Source organism: Cytobacillus sp. FSL W7-1323, from assembly GCF_038595015.1.
Lineage (GTDB): Bacteria > Bacillota > Bacilli > Bacillales > Cytobacillaceae > Cytobacillus > Cytobacillus kochii.
The window spans coordinates 4,211,996-4,224,875 of record NZ_CP151998.1; the positions used below are offsets into that span (position 1 = coordinate 4,211,996).

The 12,880-nt window shown below is 36.7% G+C and carries 16 protein-coding genes and 1 pseudogene; 9 read left to right on the top strand and 8 right to left on the bottom strand.

Annotation, left to right across the window (positions count from 1 at the left end; all coding sequences use genetic code 11):
* The first annotated feature begins 2 nt into the window (after positions 1–2).
* A complete protein-coding gene (locus MKX67_RS21415) occupies positions 3–314 on the top strand; it encodes a hypothetical protein (protein WP_095371650.1) in 312 nt (103 codons plus the stop codon).
* Here the strand turns inward: MKX67_RS21415 and MKX67_RS21420 are convergent.
* Both MKX67_RS21420 and MKX67_RS21425 read right to left on the bottom strand, forming a co-directional pair.
* Positions 311–1,141, bottom strand: a complete 831-nt coding sequence (locus tag MKX67_RS21420; protein ID WP_307318261.1) for an alpha/beta hydrolase — start codon at positions 1,139–1,141, stop codon at positions 311–313. The two genes, MKX67_RS21415 and MKX67_RS21420, sit on opposite strands and share 4 nt — an antisense overlap.
* A gap of 20 nt (positions 1,142–1,161) precedes the next feature.
* Positions 1,162–1,368, bottom strand: a complete 207-nt coding sequence (locus MKX67_RS21425; protein ID WP_307318260.1) for a hypothetical protein — start codon at positions 1,366–1,368, stop codon at positions 1,162–1,164.
* 83 nt (positions 1,369–1,451) lie between these two features.
* Here MKX67_RS21425 and MKX67_RS21430 point away from each other — a divergent pair, with 83 nt between their 5' ends.
* The gene (locus MKX67_RS21430; RefSeq protein WP_095371647.1) at positions 1,452–1,796 is read left to right on the top strand and encodes a hypothetical protein; all 345 of its coding nucleotides are present in this window, start codon (positions 1,452–1,454) and stop codon (positions 1,794–1,796) included.
* 10 nt (positions 1,797–1,806) lie between these two features.
* Here the strand turns inward: MKX67_RS21430 and dnaN are convergent, their stop codons facing one another.
* Both dnaN and MKX67_RS21440 read right to left on the bottom strand, forming a co-directional pair.
* A complete protein-coding gene (dnaN, locus tag MKX67_RS21435; RefSeq protein WP_342488760.1) occupies positions 1,807–2,913 on the bottom strand; it encodes a DNA polymerase III subunit beta in 1,107 nt (368 codons plus the stop codon).
* Positions 2,914–3,367: 454 nt separating this feature from the next.
* A pseudogene (locus tag MKX67_RS21440) lies at positions 3,368–3,999 on the bottom strand (NAD(P)-dependent oxidoreductase).
* 154 nt (positions 4,000–4,153) lie between these two features.
* Here MKX67_RS21440 and MKX67_RS21445 point away from each other — a divergent pair.
* The 6 genes from MKX67_RS21445 (at position 4,154) to MKX67_RS21470 (ending at position 10,278) form a co-directional block, all read left to right on the top strand.
* Positions 4,154–4,573 (top strand): Rrf2 family transcriptional regulator, encoded by a 420-nt coding sequence (locus MKX67_RS21445; RefSeq protein WP_095371644.1) that lies wholly within the window; start codon positions 4,154–4,156, stop codon positions 4,571–4,573.
* Between the two features lie 110 nt (positions 4,574–4,683).
* The gene (locus MKX67_RS21450; protein ID WP_341098089.1) at positions 4,684–6,264 is read left to right on the top strand and encodes a sensor histidine kinase; all 1,581 of its coding nucleotides are present in this window, start codon (positions 4,684–4,686) and stop codon (positions 6,262–6,264) included.
* A 2-nt stretch (positions 6,265–6,266) separates the two neighbouring features.
* Entirely contained in the window at positions 6,267–6,965 is a 699-nt protein-coding gene (locus MKX67_RS21455; RefSeq protein ID WP_342488761.1) for a response regulator, read from the top strand.
* 155 nt (positions 6,966–7,120) lie between these two features.
* Positions 7,121–8,446: a citrate:proton symporter gene (locus tag MKX67_RS21460; RefSeq protein ID WP_095371640.1), complete on the top strand. Its 1,326-nt coding sequence runs from the start codon at positions 7,121–7,123 to the stop codon at positions 8,444–8,446.
* Between the two features lie 1,037 nt (positions 8,447–9,483).
* Entirely contained in the window at positions 9,484–9,897 is a 414-nt protein-coding gene (locus MKX67_RS21465) for a VOC family protein (protein WP_095371638.1), read from the top strand.
* A gap of 15 nt (positions 9,898–9,912) precedes the next feature.
* Entirely contained in the window at positions 9,913–10,278 is a 366-nt protein-coding gene (locus MKX67_RS21470; protein WP_307318250.1) for a hypothetical protein, read from the top strand.
* Positions 10,279–10,289: 11 nt separating this feature from the next.
* Here MKX67_RS21470 and MKX67_RS21475 read toward each other — a convergent pair whose 3' ends face one another.
* Positions 10,290–10,640, bottom strand: a complete 351-nt coding sequence (locus MKX67_RS21475) for a potassium channel family protein (RefSeq protein WP_095371636.1) — start codon at positions 10,638–10,640, stop codon at positions 10,290–10,292.
* A gap of 93 nt (positions 10,641–10,733) precedes the next feature.
* On the opposite strand from MKX67_RS21475, the gene MKX67_RS21480 reads away from it, so the two are divergent.
* A complete protein-coding gene (locus MKX67_RS21480) occupies positions 10,734–10,934 on the top strand; it encodes a hypothetical protein (protein ID WP_095371635.1) in 201 nt (66 codons plus the stop codon).
* A 2-nt stretch (positions 10,935–10,936) separates the two neighbouring features.
* On the opposite strand, the gene MKX67_RS21485 is transcribed toward MKX67_RS21480, so the two are convergent.
* From MKX67_RS21485 to MKX67_RS21495, 3 genes are all read right to left on the bottom strand, one after another.
* Complete coding sequence (locus tag MKX67_RS21485; RefSeq protein WP_095371634.1) at positions 10,937–11,872, bottom strand: hypothetical protein; 936 nt, start codon at positions 11,870–11,872, stop codon at positions 10,937–10,939.
* Positions 11,873–11,930: 58 nt separating this feature from the next.
* Complete coding sequence (locus MKX67_RS21490; RefSeq protein ID WP_233435188.1) at positions 11,931–12,143, bottom strand: DUF3784 domain-containing protein; 213 nt, start codon at positions 12,141–12,143, stop codon at positions 11,931–11,933.
* Between the two features lie 205 nt (positions 12,144–12,348).
* On the bottom strand, positions 12,349–12,741 hold the full coding sequence (locus MKX67_RS21495) for a hypothetical protein (protein ID WP_095371632.1): 393 nt from the start codon (positions 12,739–12,741) through the stop codon (positions 12,349–12,351).
* Between the last annotated feature and the right edge of the window lie 139 nt (positions 12,742–12,880).

Here is a 12,880-nt window from a genome sequence, read left to right on the forward strand (position 1 = left end):
AATTGAGTATCTTTATGTTTATTAGCATCATGACATTGATATTGCTTTTAATTAGTTTTCTACTGATCTTTTCAAAGCTCTATCGAAAAACAGCTACACGATTAAGTCTACTGATTTTACTTTTCGGTGCCGTCTCTTTTCCTCTGTTTTCTGTGATGTACCAAGTGCGAACAACGAATTATCTAATTGATTTTTCAACAATCGGAACCGTCTTTTTTCTTACTTGGACTTTAGTTGTCATTACACTTCTTGGAGGTATTTTCTTTCGTTTTCGAGTGAATATTTCCGAAGAAAGTGAGATGTACCGTCATTAATTCAAGGCTTGAACGATTACTTTCTGGAATAAGTCTTTCTCCTCCAAAAATGGATAATGATTGCTATTTTCAAAAATAAATAGCTGTGATTGGGGTATTTCTTGGTGGATTTCCTTCGAATACTCAACCGGGCACTGGACATCATAACGTCCACAACAAATGTTCGTCGGTATGTTGATTTGCTTTAATTTCCTTGTTATATCAAAAAGAACGGCTTCTCTACTGAAAAAATCCAACCTCACCCCTGACATATCCTTACATATGTTGCCCGTAAAATATTGGGTGTATTTTTCGGGTTCAAATAGAGAAAGCTGGATACGTTTCTTTTTTAACTGTTCTTTATCTATTGCAGTTACATTTGGCTGAGTTAATGCAAATTGATACTGTTGCATTTCAGCAAATTTGGGATGTTTTTCATTATAGATGCATGCTGAGGACTCTGTGTAGTCTCTTGCTGCTGAACCCACAATAACAAGTGATTCTAACGAAGACTGATGAAGCAGTGCATAAAGAAGGCCAATCATTCCACCTGTTGAATGACCGGCATAAATCCATCTTTCATAGCCTAATGCTACTCTTATTGCCTCTATATCTAATACGCTATCTACCATACTATATTCATATGGCTCATGAGCTTGCTCTGATTCTCCCACCCCGCGTATATTTATTAACGTTACGCAAAAACGCTTAGAGAATGTATCAGCAAAATAGTCTCCTGTTTCATTAAAGACGGCATAAAGATGCGCAACGCATAAAGGCTTTCCAACTCCCTTTTGAAAGATTTCAAACACACCTCTTTGGGTTTGGAGCATTTTTCTTTTCCACATCCTTCTCCACCATCCCTACTTTAATGATACTTGCAAGATACTTCTGAAAATACACCGTTTTTCTCAATCGTTAATGATCGGTCACCTGACTCCTCATAACAGCGCTCAATAATCTGTTCATTTTCGACATGTTGGTTATATATTTTGAGCATAATAACCATCGCAGCACCCAGGATAAACACACTTCCTAATAATAATATAAGTAATTTCACCTTGTCTTTTTGCATTTTCATCCCTCCTTACTCAAACACATAATTAAATAACAAACTGAGCAAACTAAAGTATTCTTTTTATATAGGGAGCTCAACATATGATATTCTTAGCGATTCTATTGATGGTTTGTGGATTATTTATTATCAACGGCATTTATGCCTATCAAACGAAGCACATTGATACCTTTTTTCTTTCTACACTTTGGTACTATATTAAACTTGTTCCTTTATTTATTGCTGCCAGTTTAATGATTGGCTATGGTGTAAAGTTTTTAAGCAAACATGTCGATAACCTTTCTTTTTCCCTCATCGCCTCTAAAGGGATTGAGATTCTTGTTAGTCTAATCATTGGGTACCTCTTTTTTAAAGAAACACCTACTCTTCGGACAGGGTTCGGAATTGTAGTGATATTGGTTGGTTTTTGGTTATTAAAAGGTAAATGAACATGATTTCTTAAAAAGATCGCACTTGCGATATCAGATGTTGAAAAAGAGAACCCTTCACTGGTTCAAATAAAACGGGCTTCATCGTTCCACTGTATGTACAGCAAATATATTCATCATCTATTACGCGCAAATAATCTAATAAAAAGTGATTATCAAGAAATACTTCTACATCACCTTTCCCTGATAACTCTTCAATTGGTTGCCATTCTTCAATCCTGCCTATTTGTTTGGCATTGGAAGATATCCGCAGTCTCCCATTTTGTATTTGTAATTTAATATGATGATTCTTTTTAGCATCCGAAAAGAGTGCTGCTCGCTCAATTCCATGTAAAAAGGTTTCAGTATGGATATGAAAAGAACTGACCTTTTGCTTTGGAATAAAATCACTTGTGGCCGGATATCGTCCTTCTATCAGTCTTATATAAAAATGACAATGTTTACTTTTCAAAGCTAGATGGTTTTTAGAAAGTGATAATGTAACCTCTTCCTCTGTATGTAAGCTAAGTTTCGACCATTCAAGTAGACTTTCACTTGGAACAATCATTTCTGTTTCTAACTGTGAAGGTATCGTCAATGAACTAATAGAATAACGATGAGCATCTGTACTTATGAAAGTGAGCTCGCCATGACGAGCAACGATTTTAACACCCGTTAAGGCCGGACGATTGTCATGAACAGCAGCAGCAAACACTGTTTGCCGGATGAGCGTATGAAGTTCTGCTGCATTCAATGAAAGAACCCCTTCTGCTGGCACATCAGGAATATTTAGTGTCTTTACGTTTGTTAAAGCGAAAATTCTTGTATGAATTTCTTCTGATTGAATGTTAATCGTACTATGCTCACTCAAGTAAATATGTATATTGGCTGGTAACTTCTTAATAATATCAGAAAAGTATTTGGCAGAAATAATAACAGAGCCTGTGCGTTTAATGATGAGCCCCTCGTCCGTTTCGGAGGGTATATTTATTTCCATAAGCACATCTTCATTTCCAGCAATGAACGTGACTTGATGACTGTTTACAATTATTTTCATAGGAGATTGACTATTTTTTAACACCTTACTAATATTTTTTAGTATGCCCTGCAATGTAGACTTACAAATGGTTAATTCCATGTTATTCTTTCCTCACTTTATCGCTATGTCTAGGCTATACATTCGGTAGAAACATGTCGAATCCTGCCAGTAAGTACTAATTTTTATCGCCAGAACAGGGAAATTATAATGAAAGATACTTGCACTTACAATAAAAATAACAGGGTTTTAAGCAGCGGGATTATGAGTATGTGATGAGTTTTCGCTATTGAGATGAGCTGGATTTATTTATATACGTACAACTAGTGATTTGCGCCCAAGCACCTCTACTTTCACGTCCGTATGTTGGAAAATCAATTTAAACACCTAGGAAAAGAGGATAAGCTCCATACACACCCTACAACTTGAATTCACTTATTTCAGGACTAACCTGGGCTATATTTGTTTTTTCTCCTCTCTTGTGTTCGCATCTTCATTTGCTCATAAAAAATACCCCATCTATATAGAAGGGGTAAGTTCATTTTTCTCGATTCCTTTATGCTCTGTCGCCAACAACAGCAATGCGTTCATTTACATGTTTGCCTTGTTCAGCTTCATCAAGGACAGCGATAGCAAAGTCTGCATAGCTTATATAACTATCTCCTTGATTGTTGAAGAATAGTTTATCTTTTCCTTTTTGATAGCTTCCGCTTCGTTTACCTTCTGCGTCGAAGAAAGCACCTGGGCTAATATATGTCCAATTGACGTTTTGGCTGTTTTGAAGTTGCGCTAAATCTTTCCCCATTTGTGTAGCAGTTGGCAGGTAAGCTTTAGGAAAATCTGCTGTTTCATATAAAAGAGTTTCTTCGTCTACATATAGACTGCCTGCACCACCAACAACGATTAGCCTAGATTGCTGACCTTTTAGCGCATCAATCAGTACTTTGCCTGCTTCCACATGTTGTTCCTCTTGGCCTTGAGGTGATTTAAAAGCATTCACAATGATATCGTATTTTTTTACGTCCTTAGCTTGTATATCGAAAATGTTTTTTCTATCACTTCTACTTGGCTATTATTTATTCTTCCTGCATTTCTTACGATTGCCGTTACTTCATGTTCTCTGGCTACTGCTTCATCCAAAATGAATTGACCTGCTTTTCCACTAGCCCCAATAATAGCTATTTTCATAATAAAAATACCTCCTTGTTGTAATTGAGTTGATTACATGTAATCATTATAGTTACAGGTGTCTTTTTTGTCAATTCTCACCTTTTTCCTTTTCTTGTGATTGCGGTATAATAATATTCACTATGATTCTTCCTTTTAAAGAAAGGTGATAAACATGACCATAAGCAGTCGATTTGCTGTGGGAATTCATATATTAACATTACTTGAATTAAATAAAGAGATTAATACCTCTGAAACGATAGCAGGCAGTGTCAATACAAATCCAGCCGTCATTCGCAAAATTATCGGGATGCTGAAAAAAGCCGATCTCGTTGAAGTCCACCCTGGGAAAGCTGGGGCTAAACTTAAAAAAGGCTTAGCAGACATTACTCTACTTGACGTCTATCAAGCCGTTGAAGTCGTTTCGGAAAATGAGTTATTCAGTCTCCATGACCAACCGAACCCTGATTGTTTTGTAGGGAGAAATATTCAACAAACGATAGAACCTATTTTTATCTCAGCACAGCTTGCCATGGAAAAGGTTCTTTTAAATGTGACGCTTGAAGATGTTGTAAGGGAAATTGATAATAAATAGAAGGCGCCCCGAGGTCCATTTTCGGGCGCTTTCTATTTGTTAAAGTAACGACTATCTCGTGTTATAATATCATTATTTTCACTATTACAAATTCAGTAGGGGCGGAGCAGATGAAGTGGAAAAACTTTGGCTTAAAAGGAAAAATGATTGCTTTAATTAGCTTACTCATTTTGCTTGTATTTTTGATTTTTACTATTTATTTATTTCGCTACCTATCCGATATGGTTGAAGAACAAACAGGACAAAAAGCGTTAAGCTTAGCACATACAGTTGCCAATATACCTGAAATTCAGGATGCCTTTGAGCTAAGTAATCCCGCTTCTACCATTCAGAAAATCATTACACCTATTCAAGAGGCATCAGGAGCTGAGTTTATTGTTGTTGGCAATAGAGATGGCATTAGATATTCTCACCCTAACCCTGATTTTATTGGGAAGAAAATGGTTGGCGGCGATAATAAACGGGCGATTTTGAACGGTGAATCTTATCAATCTAAAAAAGAGGGAACATTGGGATTATCTATTCGGGGGAAAGTACCGATTAAAAAGGATGGGGAAATCATTGGTGTCGTTTCCGTTGGTTTTCTCAACGGGAATATTCAAGAAATTATTCAAGATAAGAGCAAACCACTATTCGTTGCACTCGTATTAGCGATTTTATTAGGTATGGCTGGGGCCGTTTTAATTACTAACTACATAAAAAGAATATTATTTCATATGGAGCCGGAGCAGATCTCTCAATTATATTATCAAAATAAAGCGATTCTACAGTCCACACATGAAGGAATGATCGCTGTTGATCATTTAGGACACATCACTGCCGTTAATAAGAACGCGAGAGAGATTATCGGGACAGATGCCGAAGAAAGCGAATTTATAGGGCGCGAGATTCGCGCATTACTGCCAGTTCCTCAGCAGATAACAGGACTTATTCGTGATCAAGAATTAATATTAGGTGAGACGATTATTCTCCTAAACGGAGTCTCCCTTCAAGGAGAACAGCCTGGGGCCGTTTATACCTTTAGGAAAAAAACAGAGTTAGCAGGCGTAGTCAAAGAATTGAGTCGAATTAAACAATATGCTCATGCACAAAGGGCATTTACCCATGAATTTTCTAACAAAATGCATATCATTCTTGGACTATTACAAAATAATGAAACGCAAAAAGCGATGTCCTTTATTCGTAAAGAAAATCATTCGCAAATGACCCGCCTAAATTTCTTAACGAAAAGGATTGCTGATCCCCTATTGCAAGCATTATTACAAGGTAAGTACAATCAGGCAAATGAGTGGGGCATCGAGATGACGATCCATGAAGAGAGTAGAATGATGATATCATTTTCGCTAGAAAGACAGAATGCTATTTTAACAGCACTAGGGAATATTATTGAAAATGCCTTAGAAGCTGTAAGAGGCCAAAAAAATGGCGTGCGCGAAGTAAGTATTTATTTTACAGATATCGGAAATGATTGTGTTTTCGAGGTTCAAGATTCAGGTACTGGCATTAAAGACAAGTTGCTGGAGAAAATCTTTGATCAAGGATTTACGATGAAAGAAGGCGACTACCGTGGGGTAGGCTTAGCTATTTCTAAAAAAATGATTAACGACGTAGACGGCGAGATTCTTGTAGAAAGTGGGGAAAATAGTGGAACGAGTTTTATCATTATTTTACCAAAGAAGGGAGAAGAGTAAGGATGGAAAAATACCACGTATTCATCATTGAAGATGATTTCCGAGTAGCAGATATTAACAAAAGTTATATTGAGCAAAATCATCAATTCTCCGTTAAAGAGGTTGCTCGAAGCGCTGCGGATGCACTATTTTATTTAGAAAAGAATGCTCATGAAATTGATGTTATTTTTCTAGATATATATATTCCTGATGTGGAGGGTATGTCATTACTTTGGAAAATACGTTCGCTTTATCCATCCATTGATATCATTATTATTAGTGCTGAAAAACAAGCCCACTCTGTTAGAATCGCATTAAGAGCAGGGGTATTTGATTATGTAGTGAAACCCGTTAGTATAGATCGACTCCTCCAAAGTTTAAATCGCTATGAACGTTTTAGACAACTATGGACAGATGAGCAATTAGATCAAGAACAAGTGGATGAACTAACAAACGTATTTCATATTCATCCTTCCCATGTGGAAGAAGAGCAATTACTCCCAAAGGGCATTGATGCGATTACGCTAGAAAAGATCCTACACTTGTTTGAAGGGTTAGTAGAAGAAGGTTTAACAGCAGTTGAATTAAGTGAGCAAACTGGTATAAGTCGCTCAACCTCTCGTAGATATTTAGAATATCTCGTATCTATGAATCGGGTAGAGACGCGACTCATTTACGGTAGTGTCGGTCGACCACAAAGAAAATACGTGATCTGTTCATGAAACTTATGAACAAAATAGATAAGAAAGAATAATATTCAGATTATGAACAAAATATTCTTTCTTTTTTCTCCTCGTGTTATTTTCATACTAATCTTATTTTTATGATATTTGAAAACGCATTCATCAATGAATGAACGAAGAGGGGAAGGAAAAAATTGAGTTTGAGTTTAATAGGTATTATTACAATTATAATTATTGTCGCTTTACTGATTAGTGGAAAAGTCAGTCCGATTGTTGCGATGGTGATTCCACCAATTATCGGCGCTATGCTTGCAGGGTATAGTTTTGCTGAGGTTGGGGGATTTTTTGAAAGCGGTATAAGTTCTGTTATTAACGTCGCAGTCATGTTTATGTTTGCTATTATTTTCTTTGGTATATTACAAGATGTTGGTCTATTTGATCCGTTAATTAATAAGCTTGTTTCCTTTTCAAATGGAAATATTATCGCTGTAACGGTCGGTACTGTATTGGTCGCAACAGTTGCTCACTTAGATGGCTCAGGTGCATCAACATTTTTATTAACCATTCCTGCACTATTACCTCTGTACAAACGATTAAAAATGAATCCTTACCTATTACTTCTGTTAATTGCGGGAAGTGCAGGGATTGTCAATATGATTCCTTGGGCCGGCCCATTAGGAAGAACAGCGTCGGTATTAGAAATGGATGTAACGGAGCTTTGGAAGCCGCTTATTCCTATCCAACTAATTGGATTATTATTAATACTCTCATTGGCTGTTTATATGGGTATAAGGGAGAAGAAACGTATTACAAAAATGTATGGTTCCTTAGAAGCAGCTGCTGCGATTGAAGTTGCTGAAGACTTCCATGATCAAGAAGCAGAAAAGGCAGCGGCAAATCACCTCGCTAGACCCAAGCTAATTTGGGTCAATGCAATCTTAGCCCTGCTCGTCTTAGGGGTTCTCGTATCAGGTATTATCCCTGCAGGACTGGCCTTTTTAATTGGTGTTAGTATCATCTTACCTATTAACTTTAGAACAGTCGATGAGCAAATGGCGAGAGTTAAAGCTCATGCACCAGGAGCAATGACAATGGCATCCATTATCATCGCAGCAGGTCTATTTTTAGGTGTCCTCAATGGAACCGGTATGTTAACAGCTATTGCTGAGGATGCAGCTAGTATTCTACCTGCCTTTATTGGCCCATTTGTCCATATTATCGTTGGAATATTTGGTGTTCCTTTTGATCTAGTGTTGAGTACTGATGCATATTACTTTGCTTTATTACCAGTAGTTGATCAAATTGCAGCCACATACGGAGTCGCCTCTTTATCAACAGCTTATGCTATGATTATTGGTAATATTGTTGGTACCTTTGTCAGTCCACTTGCTCCAGCTGTTTGGCTTGCCCTAGGTCTTGCTGGCCTAGAGATGGGCAAACATTTACGCTATTCTCTCTTCTGGCTTTGGGGACTAAGTATTGTGCTCGTTCTAACTGCTGTAGTCATTGGTGTGATATAAATATGATTCGTTCGCTACTAATCTGCAAGTTCTGCTTGTTTGTTAGTAGCGATTTTCTAATTAAATGACTAACCTTTGATCTGTTTTCAATGCATCCAACCATTTTATCGTCAACAGTTTTGGCAATGCGGACATATCATGATGAAACTGGACAAATTTATCGCATTTATAACGAATCTGAGCTAGTTGAATCTCATATATTCGCTGTGGTCAATTCTCCATAAACCTCTTTTCTTTTATTAGTCGCGGTTCTCGCTTTTGCGCTACTTATCTTTTCCTTTCTTCTTTTATTAGTCGCGGTTCTCACTTTTGCACTACTTATCTTTTCCTTTCTCCTTTTATTAGTCGCGGTTCTCGCTTTTACGCTACTTATCTTTTCCTTTCTCCTTTTATTAGTCGCGATTCTCACTTTTGCGCTACTTATCTTCTCCTCTCTTCTTTTATTAGTCGCGGTTCTCGCTTTTGCGCTACTTATCTTCTCCTCTCTTCTTTTTTTAGTCGCGGTTCTCGCTTTTGCGCTACTTATCTTTTCCTCTCTTCTTTTATTAGTCCTGATTCTCGCTTTTGCGCTACTTATCTTTTCCTCTTTTCTTTTTTTAGTCGCGGTTCTCGCTTTTGCGCTACTTATCTTCTCCTCTCTTCTTTTTTTAGTCGTGATTCTCGCTACTGCGCTACTTATCTTCTCCTCTCTTCTTTTTTTAGTCGCGGTTCTCGCTTTTGCGCTACTTATCTTCTCCTCTCTTCTTTTTTTAGTCGCGATTCTTACTTTTACGCTACTTATCTTTTCCTCTCTGCTTTTTTTAGTCGTGATTCTCGCTTTTGCGCTACTTATCTTAGAAAAAAACGGTGTTTAGACGACATTATATTATTTTCTATTTGAAAGAGTCCGAGGGTGAAATGATAGTAAAAATCACTTTCACATCTAATAATTCTTTTTTTCAATTCCATTTATCATCTATCTTTTATTGTTTCCTTTATCCATTTTTAGTACAATTAAGAAAAATCTTACTATTAATCTAGTAGAGGACGTGATGTGCATGAAACCTCAAATCACTGTGATTACACTAGGAGTCGATGATTTAGAGAAGGCTGTTTATTTTTATCATCATGGTCTTGGATTTCCAACAGACGGAATTGCTGGTACAGAATATGAACATGGTGCTGTCGCTTTTTTTGACTTACAACCAGGTTTGAAAATGGCATTATGGAAACGGGAGGATTTGGCTCATGATGCTCATATTCAGCAGGGGCCAGCTAGTGCCACGGAGTGTTCACTTGGTCACAATGTGAGTAGTAAGGAAGAAGTAAATACAATCATGCAGCGTGCAAAAGAAGCAGGTGCGACGATTACAAAGGATGCGCATGAGACTTTTTGGGGCGGATATGCTGGATATTTTCAAGATCCGGATGGACATCTTTGGGAAGTTGTATGGAATCCAGCTTGGTCTTAATTGAGGGATGATGAAATGAAATGGATAACTGTATTAAATAGTCTGACTCTCATATTATTCACCGTTCTTTTCTTTGCTGATTATTTTCCTAAAAGTATCGTAGCAGAGACAATACCACAAGGCATTTTACTTCTTTTGTTAATTGGCACCCTAATTGGGAAGGGGTATCTGGACAAACATGCCTACAGTTTGAAAGATCAAATCATTTCCTTTCTTTATATGATCTTTTTAATGAGTCTATTCACTTTTCTAGGGGGGAAATCTCAAATCGGCTTTTCTTTTGATGGTTATCTCTTCTGGTTTTCAAGCATCATTGCCTCCATCAATATATATAAAGAGTGGAAAGAGATGAAACAGGAGAAAATTATAACAGCTAACTAGAAACGCCATGCTTATTTGTGACGTTTTTGATCTTCCTTCTTTTCGAATTTGATGACAGCTTGCCCAATTGTTACTAATAGCATCAGCATTACTCCTACACCTACGACTAAATAAAGAATCGTAAACCATTTACTTATTGTTGTATCTGGCACTAGACCTGTATTTACACTGGAAGGAATAAGACTGACAAATGCATAATAAAAAGAATCAATCCAATTCCACCCCTCTTGATTGTGATAAAACATCGTACCAGAAAAAAGAATAAATAGCAGAGTTGTTAATAACGATTTAAATACAGGTTCCTTCATTGCTCTATACACTGCCGACAGCAGTCGGCCTATTGTGATAACTAAGGAAATCATCCACTCTTGTCCTTTCTATTGATTTCCTTATTAGTTTGTATCAACATTCATTTTTATACTCTTTACCTATTAGTCATAAGGAGTGAAATACAGATGAAAGAAAAATTCAAAATTGCTATCATCTTAATTTTGATCGCCTCACTTGTTTCCTCTTTTGTACTCTTCTTTATCGGATATTATCTTGTCGGTTTTTTTGTTGGAGGGTTATTCATATGCATCGCTAGTATTATTGGCCAATATGCGAATCAAACAAGTGCAATGTATGTGCAAAAACACAATAGAAGAGACCTATAACGTTACCTTTCAAATATTTGCATACGCTTTTTCTCTATTTCCTGTAGTTTATTCTGCATGACATCTTTTTCACCCCTAATTTGATGAAGCACTGCCTGCACTTTTCTTTTTGTTTTCTCTGTCTCGTCGTAACTATCATTAATCTTTCCATGAACGACCCAATCAACAATGATACCGTCGAAGAAATAATCAGCAAAGGTTAACAGATTACCGATCTCATGTTGAGAGGAAAAATGGTTGTCTATATCCAAAAGCTCTTCTTGGAACTGTCTTAACAACCGTTGTGCAATATGGATCGCTGATTTCGCCTGATCTAAATGGCTATGCTTCATCGCAGTAGAAAGGGCTCCGCCACCGAACATATCAAAAGTGGACCAACTTTTTGACGAAGAGAGTGAATCTAAAGCTTGATCAAATGCTCTTACTGTCCTGCTACCAACTTCAATCGCTTCTTCAAATTCCTTTAAATTCGCGTGCACTTCCGCTTCTTCATTTGCCAAATCAAATAATCGCTTACTTCCCATCTCATCATGAGAGTGAATCATTCGCTCTTTTTCTTTTAATAATGACTTATATTGTACATCTGCATCGGCAACTTCTTGCCACTTCCCTTTATATTCAATAAGCTCTGCATTCATATCATCAATCGCTTCAATCGCTTCTGTATATTTCAATTTGGCCGCTAACACTTCTTGTTGTTCTTTATCTAACTTCTCAAGTTTTTGGCCTGTAATCGTATAGAAAATGTTTGTTAAACTAAATCCTTCTAGCTTTTTCACATCTTCTTTTTCTTTTTCTAACTGAATTTGTAATTGTTCCTTCTTCAGGCCCTCTTCTCGAATATGGTCCGTCAGACGTTCTATATGCATTTCGTATTTTTGTTTCTTTCTTTGATTATCCTTCGTTTTAGCCAAACGCTCATTAATATTCTGAAACATTGCCATCCCCCTTGGAAAGGTTCTAATGATATCTTTACGTTTTAAATGGAATAAAGTTTCATTTCTTAAAACGATCTCCTGTGTTAGCATAAATGATGGTAAAAAGAAGAAGGGCTACAAATAGAACCATACCTAGTATATAGAGCCAAGTTAATTTCAATAGATCACTTAATGCCCATAATAGGAGGCTTAAACAGATACCATAGATTACCTTGCTCATGAATTTACACAAAGCGACCCGATTGTATTTAGCTTTCTCACTATCCGACATTGTATTAAAACCCGCAATTAACCATGCACCTTTTCCTTTTGATAGAGCAATAGCGAAGCAGTCAAAAGTTAACTAAATACTGATTTAATGAGAAAGAGAAAAGATTAAACGATCGACGAACCGAACTCATTTTATTAGATTGGTGCCTCCCGATGAACTGAATTCACCTGAAGTTCATTTAAATATGGGAATTTCTTTCTCTTTTTTACATCAATCTCGTAAAAACAACCATTGTCCCAGGAATCGCAATAATCATTATACTGAAAAGGATAATTAATACTTGGTTCGCGCTCAATTGCCACATACCTAAAGACCCTTGTCCAGTAATTAAGAATAATATCAAAATAACAACAAACAAAATAAAATAATTCGCAGTCATTGCCTTACCAATAATTGCTTTTGCTCGTTCATCCCTAGGAAAAATATGCGGAGATAAATATGCAAAGAAAAGTTGACTCACACCCAATGCCAAGATCATGACAGAATCAACAAACTCCCCTCGAGCAAAATCTTCATAAGAAAAATAAATACCTAAAATAGTTAGTAACACACCTAAACTTAAGTACAGATAACGATTTTCTTTCGCTTTACCTACCATCTTCCCCACTTCCCTTTCAAAACAATCTAGATAATCATGCATTTGTTTATCCATATTAAATGTTAAGTTTACTTTACAATAACTGATTATGCAGAGCAAGGAACAATTGATCGTTTCGTGTACTTGATACACCGTTATA